This window comes from Nocardiopsis sp. JB363 (assembly GCF_900143625.1).
Classification (GTDB): Bacteria; Actinomycetota; Actinomycetes; order Streptosporangiales; family Streptosporangiaceae; genus Nocardiopsis.
Genome location: NZ_FRFF01000168.1, coordinates 15584 through 33204, shown reverse-complemented (window position 1 = coordinate 33204; position 17621 = coordinate 15584). Strand labels below are relative to the sequence as shown.

Annotated in this window: 13 protein-coding genes and 1 tRNA gene; 6 read left to right on the top strand and 8 right to left on the bottom strand. The window is 69.5% G+C overall.

Translation table 11 applies throughout. From position 1 onward, the window contains the following. Position 1 precedes the first annotated feature (1 nt). Complete coding sequence (locus BQ8420_RS25880; RefSeq protein WP_160049438.1) at positions 2-1228, bottom strand: sensor histidine kinase; 1227 nt, start codon at positions 1226-1228, stop codon at positions 2-4. A 231-nt stretch (positions 1229-1459) separates the two neighbouring features. Between BQ8420_RS25880 and BQ8420_RS25875 the strand changes: the two genes are divergently transcribed. Both BQ8420_RS25875 and BQ8420_RS25870 read left to right on the top strand, forming a co-directional pair. After that, the gene (locus BQ8420_RS25875; RefSeq protein WP_087102116.1) at positions 1460-3742 is read left to right on the top strand and encodes an MMPL family transporter; all 2283 of its coding nucleotides are present in this window, start codon (positions 1460-1462) and stop codon (positions 3740-3742) included. Positions 3743-3869: 127 nt separating this feature from the next. Beyond that, the gene (locus BQ8420_RS25870) at positions 3870-6959 is read left to right on the top strand and encodes an AMP-binding protein (protein ID WP_087102114.1); all 3090 of its coding nucleotides are present in this window, start codon (positions 3870-3872) and stop codon (positions 6957-6959) included. Here the strand turns inward: BQ8420_RS25870 and BQ8420_RS31665 are convergent. After that, the gene (locus BQ8420_RS31665) at positions 6937-7119 is read right to left on the bottom strand and encodes a hypothetical protein (protein WP_143847573.1); all 183 of its coding nucleotides are present in this window, start codon (positions 7117-7119) and stop codon (positions 6937-6939) included. The genes BQ8420_RS25870 and BQ8420_RS31665 overlap by 23 nt on opposite strands. A gap of 109 nt (positions 7120-7228) precedes the next feature. Continuing rightward, positions 7229-9112 carry a PASTA domain-containing protein gene (locus tag BQ8420_RS25865; protein WP_087102112.1) on the bottom strand — a complete coding sequence of 628 codons (1884 nt, stop codon included), beginning with the start codon at positions 9110-9112 and terminating at the stop codon, positions 7229-7231. Between the two features lie 154 nt (positions 9113-9266). Here BQ8420_RS25865 and BQ8420_RS25860 point away from each other — a divergent pair, with 154 nt between their 5' ends. Continuing rightward, positions 9267-10205 carry a GNAT family N-acetyltransferase gene (locus BQ8420_RS25860; protein ID WP_087102110.1) on the top strand — a complete coding sequence of 313 codons (939 nt, stop codon included), beginning with the start codon at positions 9267-9269 and terminating at the stop codon, positions 10203-10205. A gap of 58 nt (positions 10206-10263) precedes the next feature. Here BQ8420_RS25860 and BQ8420_RS25855 read toward each other — a convergent pair whose 3' ends face one another. Then, positions 10264-10671 carry a DUF6264 family protein gene (locus BQ8420_RS25855; protein WP_369825548.1) on the bottom strand — a complete coding sequence of 136 codons (408 nt, stop codon included), beginning with the start codon at positions 10669-10671 and terminating at the stop codon, positions 10264-10266. Positions 10672-10967: 296 nt separating this feature from the next. Here BQ8420_RS25855 and BQ8420_RS25850 point away from each other — a divergent pair, with 296 nt between their 5' ends. Next, positions 10968-11657 (top strand): hypothetical protein, encoded by a 690-nt coding sequence (locus BQ8420_RS25850; RefSeq protein WP_087102106.1) that lies wholly within the window; start codon positions 10968-10970, stop codon positions 11655-11657. Then, positions 11654-11956: a hypothetical protein gene (locus BQ8420_RS25845; protein WP_235006504.1), complete on the top strand. Its 303-nt coding sequence runs from the start codon at positions 11654-11656 to the stop codon at positions 11954-11956. Before BQ8420_RS25850 ends, BQ8420_RS25845 begins: the two co-directional genes overlap by 4 nt. Positions 11957-12083: 127 nt before the next feature. On the opposite strand, the gene ilvD is transcribed toward BQ8420_RS25845, so the two are convergent. Then, positions 12084-13814 (bottom strand): dihydroxy-acid dehydratase, encoded by a 1731-nt coding sequence (gene ilvD, locus BQ8420_RS25840; protein WP_235006503.1) that lies wholly within the window; start codon positions 13812-13814, stop codon positions 12084-12086. Between the two features lie 198 nt (positions 13815-14012). Continuing rightward, positions 14013-14957, bottom strand: a complete 945-nt coding sequence (locus BQ8420_RS25835) for a cyclopropane-fatty-acyl-phospholipid synthase family protein (protein WP_235006502.1) — start codon at positions 14955-14957, stop codon at positions 14013-14015. A gap of 296 nt (positions 14958-15253) precedes the next feature. On the opposite strand from BQ8420_RS25835, the gene BQ8420_RS25830 reads away from it, so the two are divergent. Next, positions 15254-16654 (top strand): YcaO-like family protein, encoded by a 1401-nt coding sequence (locus tag BQ8420_RS25830; RefSeq protein ID WP_235006501.1) that lies wholly within the window; start codon positions 15254-15256, stop codon positions 16652-16654. A gap of 163 nt (positions 16655-16817) precedes the next feature. Here the strand turns inward: BQ8420_RS25830 and BQ8420_RS25825 are convergent. Both BQ8420_RS25825 and orn read right to left on the bottom strand, forming a co-directional pair. Beyond that, positions 16818-16893 (bottom strand) — tRNA-His (locus BQ8420_RS25825). Positions 16894-16960: 67 nt separating this feature from the next. Further along, positions 16961-17611 (bottom strand): oligoribonuclease, encoded by a 651-nt coding sequence (gene orn, locus BQ8420_RS25820; protein ID WP_087102100.1) that lies wholly within the window; start codon positions 17609-17611, stop codon positions 16961-16963. Positions 17612-17621 lie beyond the last annotated feature (10 nt).

Here is a 17621-nt window from a genome sequence, read left to right as displayed (position 1 = left end):
TCTACATCCGCCACGGCAACTCACCCTCCACGATGGTGGGTCCGCCGTGAGGACTGTCCACCCTCAGGTCTCCGTCCATGGCCCGCAGGCGTGTGCGCAGCCCGTCGAGCCCGTGGTGCGCGACGATGCTCGCTCCGCCCACTCCGTCGTCGGTGATCCGCAGGCACAGGCGGTCACCGAACCTCCATACGGCGATGTCGACGACATCGGCGCCGGCGTGCTTGACGATGTTGGACAGGGCCTCGGCCACGACGTAGTAGGCGCTGGCCTCGCACAGTCGCCCTGGCCGTTCGGCCAGGTCGATGTCCAGCCGGATCTGGATGTCCTGTCGGCGGGCGATCGATTCGACCGCCGCCGACAGGCCCCGTTCACGCAGGATCGGAGGGTGGGCCCCCCGGGCGACCTGGCGCAGTTCACCGATCGCCGCCTGCGCTTCCTCTTGGGCCTCCGCGAGCAGTGGGACGGCTTTGTCCGGGTCGCGTTCGAGTTGGCGGTTGGCCCTGCTCACCGCCATGGCCACGGCCAACAGCCGTTGCTGGGCACCGTCGTGCAGGTTCCTGGCGATGCTGTCGCGCTCGGCCTCGACGGCGTCGATGATGTCGACGCGGGCGCTTTCCAGATCGAAGATGCGGCTCTGTTGCCGCACCGTTCGCGTTCCCAGGACCGCCCACAGTGTGGTGCGGGCGCTCCAACGGTCGAGGGGGCCGCCGATCGCGGCCCCGAACGCGCACACGCACGCACCTGCCAGGACGACGCCCGCGATCGTGAGCGCCCCCAGTTCGATTCCGGCGAACGTCGCTCCGTTCGCGGGAAGCAGCGCGTACACCGGAACCAGGATCGCCGCGAAGCCCACGGCCAGGAGGGTGAGCATGATCGTGCCGGACACGAGTTCGACCGCGGCCAGGGTGCCGAGGTGCCGGATCGGTCGATCACAACGCCGGGCCCTGGGAGGCGGCTCCGCACGGTCTCCGATGCGTGGCGTGGGGGACGACGGTTCCTTCGACCGGAAGGCGACGCGTGCGCACTCGGCTGCGGACTGGTGCCGGGCCAGTCGTTCGCCTCGCGACAGGACGGCGGAACCCACACGGGGGATCGGCCGAAGCAGTAGCCCCACCAGCACCACGACCAACGGGAGCAGGTGCCACCAGGCCGTGCTGAGGCCACGCAGGACCTCGAACGCGGCCGCCGCATGTGGCGCTGGGGAGCCGGTGCGGAGGGTGCGTGCCATCGGCCTTCCTGCCTTCCGGTCGAGTGCCCGAGTGCCTCGTTCATCGATGAGCATACGCAGACCGACTCCAGGGGCCAATGAGGAGGAGCCTCCCCGCCATGGGAGGGCAGGCACTCCCACCGAGCTTGTGCACCCCCTACAGACACCAGCCGCTGTCATGGCCAGCATGGTGAGCATCCGAACACCGTGGTTCGCCCACTGAACACACGACCGCACTGGAGGAACCCCCCGATGAGCAGCCCGCATCGAAACGACGAGCACTCGCGTAGTGACCCACCGGGCAGGCGCTCCCTGCTCGGAAGGGTGGTCGTCGCGTGCGCCTCTTGGAGTACACGCCACAGGTGGCTCGCGCTCGTCCTCTGGCTGCTCTTCGTGGTCGGTGCCTACGGTGGCGGTTCGGTGTTCGAACCGCGTGAACAAGAGGACGCCGACCAGCTGAGCGGCGAGGCCGCCGTGGCCGAACGCCTCTTGGACGACTCCGACTTCGACGAACGCCCCGTCGAGAACGTTCTGATGCAGAACAGCGTCGGCCGGCTCGACCCGGAGGTGGCGGAAGACGCCGTCGCGGACCTGCGCGACGCCTACGCCGACATCGACGTGGTTGCGGAGGTGGGCGACCCGATCCCGTCCGACGACATGCGGTCTTGGCTCCTGTTGGTGGAGCTGGAGGTGGATCCCGAGGTGACGCCGACGCGTGAGGCCGTCGTGCCCATGCTGGAGGCCACCGCCGACGTCGAGCAGGAGTACTCGGACACCCTGACCATCGAACAGGTCGGTTCCGCATCCCTCAGCAAGGAGTACACCGAGCGGGCGGACGAGGACTTCGAGCGGGCCGAGATGATCAGCATCCCGGTGACCTTCGCGATCCTCATCATCGCCTTCGGTTCGCTCATCGCCGCGGGTGTGCCCGTGCTCCTGGGCATCAGCGCTGTGGGGATCGCCTTGGGTATGGTGACGGCCGCGTCCCAGCTGCTCCCCGCGCACCCCGCGCAGTCCGCCATCATCCTTTTGATGGGCTTGGCCGTGGGCGTGGACTACTCATTGTTCTACCTGCGCCGAGTGCGAGAGGAGAAGGCCGCCGGCCGGGAGAACGACGCCGCGCTCAAGATCGCGGCGGCTACGTCCGGAAGGACCATCGTGGTCGCCGGAAGCGCCGTCATCATCGCGGTGAGCAGCATGTTCTTCGCGGGCAGCGGCATCTTCTCCTCCTTGGCGCTGGGCACGATCGTCGTCGTCGCGGTGGCGGTCGTCGGTGCCCTGACCGTGCTGCCCGCGGTGCTCTCCCTGCTCGGCAACGGCACCGAGCGGTTGATGATCCCCGGTCGGCGCAAGTTCTCCTCGGAGGGCAGCCTGTTCTGGGGAGCGGTGCTCAAGCCGGTGCTCCGCGCGCCCTTGACCGCCGTCATCGTCGGATGCCTGGCCCTGGGACTGCTCATCCTTCCCATCATGGACATGAAGCTCAAGATCCCCGGTGACGACGACCTGCCGCGCACCTACGACGTAGTGCGTGTCCTGGACAACGTCAACAGGGCGTTCCCGGACCACACCTCGCAGCACATGGTGGTCGTGGAGGCGGAGACGGACCAGGCGGACGCGGTCGAGGGCGCACTGGCCGAGCTGCACACCACCGCCGCCGACACGGAGGGCTTCGAGATCCGTGGAGAGCCCGACGTCGTGCGGTCGGTGGACGGTCTCGTCACAAAGATGCCGGTCACGATCTCCTCTGGCGAGGACAGCGCCGAGGCGCGGGACAGTCTCCGAGTCCTGCGGGACGACCTGGTGCCCGACGCCGCCGACGACGTTTCCGGAAGCACGTGGGCGGTCGGTGGCGCGACCGCCTACAGCATGGACTTCTCCCAGACCCAGGAGGAGCGGCTGCCGTTCGTCATCGGCTTCGTCATCCTGTTCTGCTTCACGCTCATGCTGGTCACGTTCCGTTCCGTGGCCCTGGCGCTGGTCACCGCCGCGCTCAACGGGCTCTCCACGCTCGCCGCCTTCGGAGTGGTCATCCTGGTCTTCCAGAACACGTGGGCCGAGGACCTGCTCGGATTCGCCTCCAACGGATCCGTCGTCTCCTGGGTGCCGGTGGTGCTCTTCGTCGTGTTGTTCGGACTGTCGATGGACTACCACCTGTTCGTCCTCCACCGCATCAAGGAGGGCGTGGACGAAGGCAAACCCTACGTGGAGGCGATCCGCTACGGGGTCGTCCGTTCGGCCGGGGTCGTCACCAGCGCCGCGTCGATCATGATCGCGGTCTTCGCGGTCTTCGCGACCCTATCGACACTGGACATGAAGCAGCTCGGCACGGGGTTGGCGGTGGCCGTGCTGCTGGACGCGACCGTGATCCGCGGGGTCATGCTTCCGGGGGCCTTGGCGGCACTGGGCCGTCACGCCTGGGGTCGCTCGGCGCGCGCCGAGCCCGGGCCCACCGAGAAACCCGCGGACGAGGCGGCCGAACGGGAGCCGGAGAAGGCGGACGGCGAGTATCCGGACCACCAGTTGAGCGAGCGTTGAGGCGGCGGGACGGACTCGGGGGGCACACGCGCGTCGTATCCCTCCCTTCCCACCCCGACTTCGATTCCCCGCTCACCGGTTCAACCACCGAGAGCCGTGGGGACGGGCGAACAGAGACAGGAGCGAAATGTTACCAACGGCAGTGGAAGAGCGATCGACGACCATCACCGCGGCCTTCGACGCGCACGCGCAAGGACAGCCTGGACGGACCGCGGTCGTGGACGGTGGGCGTCACGTGGACTACCGGACCATCGATGCCGCCTCCGACGCCTGTGCGCGCGCACTACAGGACCGTGGTGTGGGCCCGGGCGATATCGTCCCGGTCCTGATCCCCCGCTCCGCGGAACTCGTCGCGACGCTGCTCGCCGTCCTGAAGACTGGGGCCGCGTACGCGGCTCTCGACCCGGAGTGGCCACGCTCGCACGTGGAATCGCTGGTCGAGCAGCTCGACGCGCCCTTGGTGATCACCGAAGAGAAAGGGCCCCTCGGCGTCCCCTCCCACCCACCCGCCGGCTTGGAGGACGTCACCGTCGAGGTCGGTCTCGTCCCGGTGCCGATCACGGGGGACATGCCCGCCGCGGTGTTCTTCACGTCGGGCAGCACCGGACGGCCCAAGGGTGTGGTGTCCCCGCATAAGGCGATCGTCCGACTGATGAGCGACCCCTTGTTCTCGGGCATCGGTCGGGACAGCGCGATGCCCCAGGGGTCACCTCTTCCCTGGGACGGTTTCGCGCTGGAGCTGTGGACGATCCTGATGGGTGGGGGGACCTCGGTGCTCGTCACCGAGCCCTACCTCACGCCCGAACTGCTGCGCCGCTTCGTCGAGGATCACGGAGTCGACCGGTTGTTCGTCACCACGGCCCTGTTCAACATGTTCGTGGAAGAGGACCTGGAGGCCTTCGGGGGGCTGGGCCTGGTCATGACCGGCGGGGAGAGGCTGTCCCGAAAACACGTGCGCCGCTTCGTGGAGCGGTACCCGGACACGTGGATCGTCAACTGTTACGGGCCGGTGGAGAGCACCGTCTACGCCACATCCCACGACATCGTCGTGGCCGACTGCGATCGGCCCGAGGGAATCCCTATCGGACGCCCCATCGCGCACACCGAGGTCCACGTCCTCGACGGCGAGGTTCCCTGTGGGCCCGGCCGGTCGGGCGAGATCTGTGTCGGTGGGGACGGTCTGGCCGTCCGCTACCTCGGTGATCCCGAACAGACCGCTGCCAAGTTCCCCTCGGTCCTGATCGACGGTCGACGGACACGCCTCTACCGGACCGGTGATCGCGGCCACGTCGACCTCGATGGGCGACTGTACTTCGAGGGAAGGGTGGGACGCCAGGTCAAGGTGCGCGGACACCGCATCGAACCGGCGGAGGTCGAGGTCCTCGCCGACGGTGCCCCCGGGGTGTCCCGAGCCATCGCCGTTCCTCGCCACGACGATTCCGGGGCGTGCGTGGAGATCGCGTTGTTCTTCGTCCCGGAGGGGAAGGACACCGACGCCCGGTCGGTACGGTCCTGGCTGGCCCGGGAGGCGCCCCGACACCTGGTGCCCGGACTGATCGTGGCGGTGGACGTCTACCCGTTGACCAGCACGGGGAAGATCGATCAGAAAGCGCTGCTGGCCGCCCACACCGTGGACGGCACCCCGGTGGACGCGTCGACCGGAGAGGCCGACGGGACGGTCGACGACCGGGTCATGGACGCGGTTTCGAGGGCCTTCACAGAGGTCCTGGGAACGCGGGGGGTCCCCGCCGACCTGTCGTTCTTCGAACAGGGTGGTACCTCCCTGGACGCCGGTCGTGTGTGCGCCCGGCTGGGACAGCGCCTCGGGATGACGGTTCCGGTGTCTCGGATCATGGCCCATCCGACCGTGGCGGGACTCGCGGGCTGGGTGCGTACGGCCCAACGCGAGACGGAGGGTACGGACCCCGAAGCGACGGAAGGAGGGTCGTCCTCCGCCGGAGGGGTGGAGTTGCGAGGTGTCCAAGGGGCCTTCGTGATTTCCCACCTCTTCGACCCCCACGACCTCTCGTCGCTGTGCGTGGCCCTCTGGCGGATCCCCTCCGACGTGGACGCCGCGGCCCTGGAACAGGCGGTCGCCGACGTCACCGAGCGACACGAGGCACTGCGCTCGGACTACGTCCTCCACCATGGCCGGCCGTACGCGTTCGTGCGCGACGTCGCTCGCCCGGTACGGGTGGAAAGGGTCGGGGTCGAGGGCGGTGAGCACGCCGTCACGGCCGTGCTCAGCGCCCCGTTGAACATCGGTGAGGGTGAGGTCTGGCGGTGTGCGGTCGCTTCCAACCAGCAAGAGAGCCTACTCGGGATCGCCGTCCACCACGTCGCCTTTGACGGATGGGCCCAGAGCGTGCTCGCGAAGGATCTCGCGATGGCCTACAGCGCACGCCGTCAGGGCCGATCACCGGTCTTTGGAACCCGGGCACCGAGCCTCGCCGAGTGTGCGGGGGAACTCGCCGTGTCCCACCGGGTGCGCACGCCGCAGGCGGAGCGCCAACGATGGGTCGACGACGTTTCTGACCTGCCCGACCTGGCGGTTCCCCACGTGGAGGGTCGCCCCGATCGGTTGGAGCGCCCCCGCTTGGGGTTCACGCTGAGCGGAGCCGAAGTGCGCGCACTGGACCGGGTGGCGTCGAACGCGGGCACGACGCGGTTCGTCGTCTTGCTCACCGCGTACGCCATGGCGCTGCACACAACGACGGGTCAAGGGTCGTTCGGTATCGGTGTCCCGTTCGCCCGGCGCGACACCGAACTGGTCAGCAGGGCCGTCACTTGCCTCATCGAGACGGTCTGTGTGCCGGTGCGCGACCTGGACGGTGTGGACCGGGGAGGGGCGTTGCGCGAGATGCGGAGGGTCGTGTCCCGTGCGTTCGCGGCCCAGGACATGGCGTACACGGATCTGGTGAAGGTCGCCCGACCCGACCGGGGGGAACGCAACGCGCTCTTCCAGACGCTCTTCGCGCTCCAGGACTTCCCCCACCCGGATCTGGTACTGGCACGACGCCAAGGTGAGTTCACGCGGGTACGCACGCCCCGGGCGATGTTCGAGCTGGTCACGGAGGCATGGCCGGTGCCGGGAGGCGGGCTCGACATCGAACTGGACCACCAGCCCGAGCTCGTTCCCACCGAGTTCGTCGAGACGCTGCGCACGACCTATCTCGACGTGACGACCACCCTGGTCAAGGACGCGGGCGCGCACTGACCAGGGTCGGCGCCGCGCCCTGGGGCGATGCCCGTCCCGCTCCCAGGGCGCGGTGGTCCCCGCCAGGGACCTCGGTGGCGTTGGACAGGTCGAGCCGGGACCGCCGACGACGCTCACGCCACCGGCGCAGGTGGGCCCCCACGGGTTCGGGTGCGCTCATCGCTCCACGGTAGGGCGGGAAGGGGCCCGGCGCACGGGTCGTCGGTCCGGGCGGCGGCCGGCGGGTCGGTGGAGGCGGCCGGGAAGCCGGCGCCCGACCGCCCGGGGCCTCAGCAGGTTCCGATCTCCCGCCAGGGGCCCCAATCGGCGGTCTCCGATGGCGAGATGTTTCCGGGCCACCACACCGCCTCGTACTCGCGCCCCTCGTGGACGACGGTCGAACCCTCGGAGTAGCCGGTGCCCTCCGACCAGGCGGCGGAGGTGCACGTCTGGGGCTCGGGCGCGGCGGGTTCGGTCGACTCCTCGCTCTGCTCCGGTGCGCCCCCGCCCTGGGCGTCGACGCCCGGCTCACTCCGCCCGTCATCGCGGTCCGAGGTGTCGCTTTGCGGCTGTTCGTCGGGGGCCGCGTCCTCTTCGGTCTCGGGGCCGGGCGAGACCGTCAGGACCACGGTGGACGCGGGTTCGACGATCGCGCCGACGGTCGGGGACTGGGAGACGACCTCTCCCTCGGGACGGTCCGATTGCTCGGTCACCACCACCTCCGCGGCCAGGCCGAGGGCGTCGAGGGCCGCGCGGGCCTCCTCCTCGCTGTGCTCGACCAGGTCGGGCAGGGTGACGCCCTCGCTGACGGTGAGGGTCACCGGTGCGTCGTAGGCCACCGTCTCCTCCGCCTCGGGGTCGGTCTCCAACACCGTCCCCGAGGGCACGGAGTCCGAGGCTTCCTGGACGATCGTCACGTCCGTGAACCCGAGGTCGGCCAACGACCGGCGCGCGTCCGCTTCGGCCTCGTCCACGACGTCGGGCATGGACAGGCTCTCGGGTCCGATGGCCACCACGATGGTGACCGGGTCGTCCTCGGTGAGCGAGGCACCCGATTCGGGGGTGGTGGCGGAGACGAGACCGGCGTCCACGTCGTCGTCGTGGACCTGGTCGTAGGAGACGTCGGGGGAGACCGCGAGAGAGTCGATGTGTTCGGTGGCGTCCTCGGGGCTGATACCGACCAGGTCGGGCATCGTGACCACGACCGCTTCGGCTTGGGCCCCGTCCTCCGAGGAGGTGAGGGACCAGGTCAGCAGTCCGGCCACGAGGACGAGCAGGAGGACGCCGGCGGCCGCGAGGAGGAGGGCGCGGCGGCCCTTCGTCTTCGTCGGCAGGGTCCGCGCGGGGTCGTCGGTGCGGTCGCCGGCGTCCTCGGAGGGTTCCGTGGGGTCGTCGAGGGCGGGCCCTTGCCGGGCGCCGGAGGCGGCGTGCCGGCCGGAGGTGGCCGGCAGGCGTTCCCGGACTCGATGAACCAGGGCCCGGTAGCGGCCGGCGTCACGTGGGCGGTGATCGGGGTCGACCGCGGTCGCCTTGTCCACCAGGAGGGCGAACTCGTCACCGGCCTCGGAGATCGCCCCGTCGGCTTCCCCGGTTCCCATTCCCGCGATCATGACGCGCAGGAGTTCGCCTACGGCACGGACGTCCTCGCTGGGGTCGGTCACCGTCGAGTCGGGTGTGCTCACCAACGGCAGGAGGCGCACCGAACCGTCGTCGGCCAGGAACACGGTGTCGAGGCCGACGGCCCCGTGCGCCAACCCCTGCTCGTGGAATTCCTCCAAGACCGACAGCAGGGTGTCGATCACGTCCAGGGCCTCGCGTCTGGAGACACGTTCGCCGAACCTGCCGCCGACGATGCCCTGGAGGGGTTCGCCGGCGGGTACGTCGCAGACCACCCACGCTCGGCCGGTGTCGATTCCATGGTCCCGGGTCTTCTGCAGGACGGGATGGTCGATTCCTCGCAGCCGCTCCCACTGCGCGAAGGGCGCGTCCGCGTGCTCGGTGGCGGTCTCGTCGAGCAGGACGAGGACCGGGGTGTTCGCCACGAGGTCCCGGGCCTCGAACAGCAGCGTTCGATCATCCACGCGGGTGCCGTCACCGCACCGGTAGCGTCCGGCCAGGGGCGCCGGGGGAACCGGGGGAGGTTGCGCCGAGGAATCGTGGGTGGAGGTCTCCATGATGGGAATTCTATGGAGTCTGGAAGGCCGGAGTTCCCACCTTTCGGGTGAAATGCGGTGTTTTGGGGAGCGAACCCACGTGGCGGCTGGTGGAGACCGTGTCGCGGGCGAAAACCTTTCGACAGGACCGGGCGCCCTTGCGAGGGTTGCCGGTATGGGAGATTTCAGCAGGACCGAGCTGCGTCGGATGCAGGATCTGTCCCAGCGGGTGGCGGTGGCCCGGCCGGAACTGGTGAACGGTGACGCGACCGTTGGTGAACTGGCCTGGGTCTGGGGCATGGGCTACGACACCTACGGGTCGTCTTGGCGGCGCCGACTGTGGTTCGACGACGACCGGGTGGCCGCCTGGGGGTGGGCGCGTCTGCCGTATCGGATCCCGCGCGGCGACGGGACGTTCCGCGAGACGAAGGCGGCCGAGCTGGTCTGGCAGACGGACTCGGACCGGCCGGAGCTGATCGACGAGGTCCTGGACTGGTACGACGAGGTGGCCGGGGGCGTCGAGCGAACGTTGACGGTGCAGGTGGCCGACGCGCGGGCACGTGAGCGGGTCCAAGCGCACGGGTTCGCCTTCGACGACAAGGACGGGGGCGACGACGGGCACTGGCTCCAGAGCAACGAACGGGACCTGGTCGAGGTGCCGGATCCGGTGTTGCCCGAGGGATTCCGGTTCGTGACGGCCGACGACCTGTCGGCGGCCGGGGTGGTCGAGGCGCACCGGGACGCCTGGCCGAACTCCCAGTTCTCCGAGGCGGGGTTGGAACGCGTTCGGGGCACCTGGCCGTACCGGGGAGACCTGCACGTGCTGGTCGAGGCGCCGGACGGGACACTCGCCGCGTCCGCGATCATCTGGCTGGACGAAGTCACGCGCACCGCCGAGTTCGAGCCGGTCGGCACCCACGTGGACTTCCGCCGGAGGGGGCTGGGGTCGGCGTTGCAGTTGCACGGCATGCACCGGGCGAAGGCGGCCGGGGCGGAGCGCATGATGGTGGCCTGCCTGGGAGCGCCGGCGCACCCGTCCGCGCGTGGGCTGTACTACGGCGTGGGGTTCCGGGAATTCACCCGCGACCTGCCCTACGTCAAGACCGTGGGGTGACGCTCGGGCGCCGGTCCGACCTCGTGACCGTCCCCGGGCCCCGTTCGCTTGTGGTCGATCAGCCCAGAACGGCGAACATCATGATGTTCGCCGCCACATAGATCACCGTTGCCACCACCAGCCCCAGGAGCATCACCCAGACCGCGGGCTTCTTCCTGACCAGGCGCACGATCGACCAGACGGTGACCGTCGACCAGATCACCCACGGTGAGACGATCATCAGCGGGATGGCCAGGTTGACGGCCGCGCCGCAGTCGCTTCCGCAGCTCGCGGTCGCCATGGTCGAGAAAAGGCCCCAGAGGCTCGCCGCCAGGCACACCAGTGGCGCGAGGCAGATGAGGACGATGGTGACCACCATGTCCGCGGGCGTCCCTTGCCGGTGCCGCGGCGCGGGTCCCGACGGAGGGCCGTGGTGAGGGGTGTTCGGAGGGAACCCCATGGGGGACGCGTAGGACATGGGCGTCATCTTCACACATCGAGGAGCCCATGACCAGTGCGTTCGGCTCCACGGGCATGGGGACCCCACGGGCGCGGCCCGGTGGTTCCCGGCCGCGCCGGGGCCGTACCACGCACGGGGTGGGTCCTGGGGAGCTCGCCGGTGACATCCCGTCGTTTCCGGTGGGAGGCGCCAGGGTAGAGGCGCAAATAACCACATAGTTCGCAAAAGGTGCAAATAAGACTCTCGGTTCGATCGCCGGCGCCTGGCGCTGCCGGAAGGGGCTGACACGCACCTACCCCACCGCTCGAAAGGGGGCGGAGGAAATGCAGCAGGATGGTCACGGGGCCGGAGGTTCCGCGCGTCGTCGTACCCGCCGCGGGGGCCGGATGAGGAACGAGGGGCCGGGGCTGGGACCCGAACAGAGGCCCGAAGCGGAGACCATGCCCGCCGAGCGACTCCGGGAAGCGAAGAGGGTGCCCTCGCCGCGCGAGGAACAGCCCGCCCGCGCCTCCACCACGGACGACCCCGACGTCTACCTCGACATTCCGGTCGTGAAGGTCGACGAGATCGAGCTCGACGTCGAGGACCTCGCGGCATCCGTTTCGCTGGAGGCCGACGTGCTGGACCTGCTCAGGCTGAAGGTGGGCGTGGACGTCGAACTCGGCCACGTCGGCCTCACCATCAAGGGGGTCGAGGCGCAGGCCCTGCTCAAGGTGCAGCTCGACAACGTGCGGGAGATCATCGCCCGGGTCCTCAAGACCATCGATTCCAACCCGCAGATCATCGAACACATCACCCGAGGGGTGGGGAGGTCGCTCGACGAGGTGTCGGGAGGTGCCGGCGAGGCCGTCTCGGAGGCCGGGCGAGGCGCCGGCGATGCCGTGGCGGGGGTCGGCCGGGGCGCCGGTGAGGCCGTAGCGGGAGCCGGGAGAGGCGCCGGAAGGGCCTTGGCTGAGACGGCGGACGCCGTCGGCGACACGGTGGGGGCCCTCGACGAGGAGGACGACGGATGAGACGACGGATGAGACGGCGCCGGGAGGACGACGTGGAGATCAGCGCGTCGTTCTCGGCGGACGAACTGGTCTTCCACGAGGATCCGGTGGTGCGGACACGGGTTCGAGGGTGGCCCGAACACGAGAGCCTTTCGGTCCGTGAACGCGACGGGCTGCCTTGGCGGGTCCGTTCCGGGCAGGTGTACCGGAACGTCCACGTCGACTACCGGGTCGCCGGTGCGATGAGGGCCCCGGAGTTCGAGACCGACCTCGATCGTGGGGGAGACGAGCGCGGGAGCGAGCCACCGCCGAACGGATGAACCGATCGGCTCGCTCCGGGTCCCCGAGGCCGGCCGGGAGAGCGTCGCCCCTCCCGGCCGGTGCCTTCCTGATCACACGGTGGACGTGGTCTTCGGTTCCTCCGCCGGGCCGAAGCGCCGGCGTGGGTCAGTGCGTGATGGCGCCGGTGGACGCGGAGCGGACGAGTTTCGCGTACTTGCCGAGGACGCCCTCCGAGAACTTGTTGGGCAGAGGCCGCCAGTGTGCTCGGCGCGCCTGGAGTTCCTCCTCCTCGACATGGAGGTCGATGGTGCGCTCGGCGATGTCGACGGTGATGCGGTCCCCCTCGCGGATGAGCGCGATGGGTCCGCCCTCGACCGCCTCCGGGGCGATGTGGCCGACGCACAGGCCCGTGGTGCCGCCGGAGAAACGTCCGTCGGTCAGCAGCAGGACGTCGCGGCCCAGGCCCGCGCCCTTGATCGCGGCGGTGATGGCCAGCATCTCCCGCATCCCGGGGCCGCCCTTGGGGCCCTCATAACGGATCACCACGACGTCCCCCTCGCGGATCTCACCGGCGCTCAACGCCCTCAACGCCGCCTGCTCGCGTTCGAACACCCGCGCGGGTCCGGAGAAGACCGTGGTGTCGAAACCGGCGGTCTTCACGACCGCTCCCTCCGGTGCGAGTGATCCGTGGAGAACGGTGATGCCGCCGGTGGGGTGGAGAGGGTCGTCGAGGCGGCGAAGGACGGCCCCGTCGATCGGATCCGGCGCGAGCTCCCGGAGGTTCTCCGCGACGGTCCTGCCCGTGACGGTGAGCGCGTCGCCGTGCAGCAGGCCCGCGTCCAAGAGCGACTTCATCAGAACAGGGATGCCGCCGACACGGTCGACGTCGTGCATGACGAACCTGCCGAACGGCTTGAGGTCGCCGATGTGGGGGACACGGTCGCTGATCCGGTTGAAGTCGTCGAGTTCGAGTTCGACCTTCGCCTCGTGGGCGATGGCGAGCAGGTGCAGGACGGCGTTGGTGGATCCGCCCAGCGCCATGACCACGGTGATGGCGTTCTCGAACGCCTGTTTCGTCATGATGTCGCGCGCGGTGATCCCGTGCTGGAGCATGGCGACCACCGCTTCGCCGGACCGGTGCGCGTGGTGGTCGCGGCGACGGTCCGCGGACGGGGCGGAGGCGGAACCGGGCAGGCTCATCCCCATCGCCTCGGCGACCGCCGCCATGGTGTTGGCCGTGAACATGCCGCCGCAGGCACCTTCACCGGGGCAGACGGCGCGTTCGATCCGGTCGAGGTCATCGCTGCCCATCCGCCCGGCCTTGTAGGCCCCGACGCCCTCGAAGGCGTCGATGAGTGTCACATCCTTCTCGGTGCCGTCCGACAGCTTCACCGATCCGGGCGCGATGGTGCCCGCGTACATGAACACCGAGGCGAGGTCCAGGCGTGCGGCCGCCATGAGCATGCCGGGCAGCGACTTGTCGCAGCCCGCGAGCAGGACCGATCCGTCCAGGCGCTCCGCCTGCATGACCGTCTCGACCGAGTCGGCGATCACCTCACGTGAGACGAGGGAGAAGTGCATGCCCTCGTGGCCCATGGAGATGCCATCGGAGACAGAGATGGTGCCGAACTCCAAGGGGTAGCCGCCACCGGCGTGCACGCCCCCCTTCGTCGCGCGTGCGAGACGGTCCAGGGAGAGGTTGCAGGGGGTGATCTCGTTCCACGAACCGGCGACGCCGATGAGCGGTTTGTCCCAGTCGCCGTCGCCCATGCCGAGTGCCCGGAGCATGCCACGGCTGGGGGCGGCCTCCACGCCGTCGGTGACGGTGCGGCTGCGCGGTTTCGGATCGATGCCCATATCGGTGCCTCGCATGGAGTCGTCAGCGGACCGGTTCACGGTCTTCCTCTCCGCGGCCCGCGGCCGGAGGTGGGGTCACGGCCGGCGCGGACTTCGGCCACCGCATACCCCCGGCCTCCCCCGAGAACCCGGCTCGTTCCGTGCCTTTCCGGTTCGAGAGCCCGCTAACCCTGCCCGAGAGGGGGGTGCGTGGTTCGAGGGGGTCGGTGAGGTGTCCGTGCCCCTGGAACAGGGATCTCATCGCTCCCGTACCGCCGGGGCGCGGGCGGTGAGGAGCGTGACGGTGCCGCTGGGGGACCCGGCGGACCGCACGTCCTCGAAACCGCACGCGGACAGTTTGCGTCCCAGCTCCTCGGGTTCCCACGCGGTTGTGCCGGCCCGGCTCATCCGCCAGCGGGCGACCGCGGTGTGCACTTCCCTCCTCCCGGTGTCGGTCTCGGCTTCCGGTTCGGAGGCCAACGCCGTCGCGGCCATCAGCAGACCGCCGGGGCGAAGGGCGGCCCGTAGTCGGGGCAGTGCCGCCTCGGCGGTCTCAGGGTCCAACACCGACAACGGGAACCAGACCAGGTCGTAGGTATCGGACTCCGCTATGTCGGCGACGTCCTGAAGGCGTGTCTCGACCCGGTCGCGCAGCCCGAGTTCGGTCAGGTACTCCTCGGACAGACGTAGCGCTCGCGGGTCCACGTCCAGCCCCACCGCGCGAGCGCCCGGAGACCGTTCCATGACCACCGCCGAGATCGCTCCGACACCCGTTCCCACGTCCAGGAATCGCGGGGATCCGTGCTCCAGCAACTCGGCGAAACCAGGTATCCGATCGGTCAGCGCGTCAAGGAAGAGACGCATGTGTCGCCCCGACGAGCGGCCGTCGGCGAGGGAGGCGGCGTCATCGGATCGGTCGGGTGTGGTTCTGCCCTCGGCGGCGTCCGCGGCCTGGCGTAGCAGTTCCGCGATCCGGCGCGGGAAGGCGTCCGGGGTCGGCTGTCCCGTGAGCACGGCGTCGTAGTCGGCGCGAAGTCGCCAGCCCTCGCCGCCGCGCTCGGCCAACCCGGAAACGGCCAAAAGCTCCCCGTGCTCCTTCGAGAGCGGCGTGTCCCCCACCGCCGCGGCAAGCGCGGCCAACGTCCATACTCGGTCGAACATGTCGTCGACTCGGCCCATGAGATCTGATCGCGCGTTCACCATGGCGAGAGTGTGCCGGCTGAAGAAATTTCCCGCATCTTTGCAGGTGAGGATGGCAGTTGCCTTTAAACGTAGTGAAACCTATTGATAGAGGCGACAATTTTTAGCAGTATGCCCAGTGGTATAAGCGGACGAAACGAGATGGGAATACCGAAGGGCGGAGTTCCTCCGTCGCTTCGGCCCATGGGAAAGGATCCGAAAATGGCTTGCGCATCTCTCATGATGTCCTCCCCGATCGACCCCACCGAGGACGTCACCCCCGCCGTCGAGGAACTCGATGAGGAAAGCGCGGAGTGACCGTGGCCGGACCCGCATGGGTTCGCTCGGAAGGGGAGCGGGGCGCTACGTGCCCGCTCCCCGAACCGGGCGTCTCATGGGCGGGGACGCTTGAGCGCGAACTGACACTGGAGGAAGCCGAGGGTCGGATCAGGGCGGACGTCGCCGCCCTGGGTTGGGGATCGCGGTACAGGGTCCTGGACGACGCCGACCCGACCGCGGTCCAGTGCGCCTTGTGGGACGAGGCGGGCGATGAGGTCCCCTACGGCCTGGGCGCCGGGAAGGGGCTGGGCCTGCCCGCCCGTGTGGGCGCTCGGTTCGAAGCGGTGGAGCACGCGTTCACCGGCCCCAAGGCCCTCGAATCGCTACCGGTGCGCGTCATCGACGCCTCGACGCTGCGTCAGGGCCCGTTCGCCTCCGACCGGGCGGTCCGCGACATCGCCGAGCAGGACGGCGCCCGGGTGGCGTGCGTGCGCCATCGGTCGATCGACGGCGGCCCGGACCTCGACGTCCCGGTGTACCTCTGGGCTCCTTGGTACACGTCGCCGACTCCGGGGGGCGCCGCGGTGCGCCGCGGCCTGGGCGACACGTCCGACTACCGTTCGGCCTCGGCCTACAGCGTCAGCTCCGGCTGTGCCATCGGAGCCACAGAGGACGAGGCGCTCCTGCACGCCCTCAACGAGTGGGTGGAGCGCGACGCGTTCTCCCTCTTCCTCCTGAGGTCGATCTACGACCGCGGCCCCATGCCCTCGCAGGTGTCCCGAGCCGACCTGCCCGGTACTCTGCGCGCCCACTGGGACAGGGCCGAGGAACTGGTCGGCGGGACGGTGACGCTCTTGGACCTGACCAGCGACCTCTCGGTACCCGTCGTGTTGGCCTACTCGCACGCCCCGTCCGGCTCGGGGCCGAGCGCGAAGCATCGCTACGGCCTCGGTGCGTCCCTGTGGGGCACGCTCGCCGCCGAGCGTGCGCTCACGGAGTTCGTCCAAGACGAGTTGCTCTCCCGAGTGGTGGCGGAACAGTCGGCGTCCGACGAGCGGTCCGGGCCGTTCGCGCAACTCATGGCCGACCACGACATCGAAGCGGACGTGTACGCCCGGCTTCGCGCGCACCCGCGCCTGTTGTCCTGCGCACTGTTGGACTTCGCCGGGCGGATCGGCGAGTCGCCGCAGGGGCCTTTGCCCGTGGAGACCCTTGCCAGGGGAGCTTCCGTGTCCGATCAGCGCGCCACCGTGGTGGAGCGGATCGCGGCCGCCGGACACCGCGTCGTGGCCCATCCTCTTCAGGTGCTGGAACACGGGACGACCGTCGTGCAGGTGCAGTGCCCGGGCCTGGAGCGGTTCCACCTCATCACCGAGGGGCACGTCGCCCTGCCGGGTGTTCGGGGCCGCCGGGAGCGGGCCCGAGCGTCGGTGCGCCCATGAACCTCAGCTGACTCTCGCGCGCCTGGTTCGCACGGGGCCGAGCGGATGCCGCCGAGGCCCGGTGCCGAAGCCGAGTGGTCGGGGTGCTTGTACCCGCCGGCACCCCGACAACGCAAAAGCCCCTGACCTTTGCGCTTGCGCGCCAGCCAGGGGCTTGAGCCTCTGGGGTGAGTGACGGGACTTGAACCCGCGACTTCTTGGACCACAACCAAGTGCTCTACCGACTGAGCTACACCCACCATGTCCGCCGGGCCTCTCGGCCCCGCTTACGTAGGTAATCCTAGCGGACTCCCGGGAGTGCTTCGATCACTTTTCCGGGGAGGTTCGGGAGAGAGCCGCGTCACGCGCCTTCGTTCCGGTGCCGCCCTCGACGGTCTCGGCCGCGATGGCGCGGGCGGTCGCGGAGTCCGGGCCGGGTTCGGCGACGAACGCGGCGGCGCGGAAGTAGCGCAGCTCTCTGATGCTCTCGGTGATGTCGGCCAACGCCCGGTGGCCGCCGTTCTTCTCCGGGCTCGCGTAGTACACGCGCGGGTACCAGCGGCGCAGCAGCTCCTTGATGGAGGACACGTCGACCATCCGGTAGTGCAGGAACTCGTCGATCCGCTTCATGTCGCGGGCCAGGAAGGTGCGGTCGGTGGCGATGGAGTTGCCGCACAGGGGCGCCTTGCCCGGTTCGCTCACGTACCGGCGGATGTGTTCCAGGACGCGCTCCTCGGCCTCCTGGAGGGTCACACCCTTGTCGAGCTCTTCGAGCAACCCCGAGGTGGTGTGCATATCCCGGACGAAGTCGCCCATCCGGTCCAGAGCCGACTGCGGTGGTTTGATGACGATGTCGACACCCTCGTCGAGGATGTTGAGTTCGCTGTCGGTGATCAGACAGGCCACCTCGATCAACGCGTCGTTCTCGAAGTCGAGGCCCGTCATCTCGCAGTCGATCCACACCAAGCTGTCGTTCATACCGGTCAGC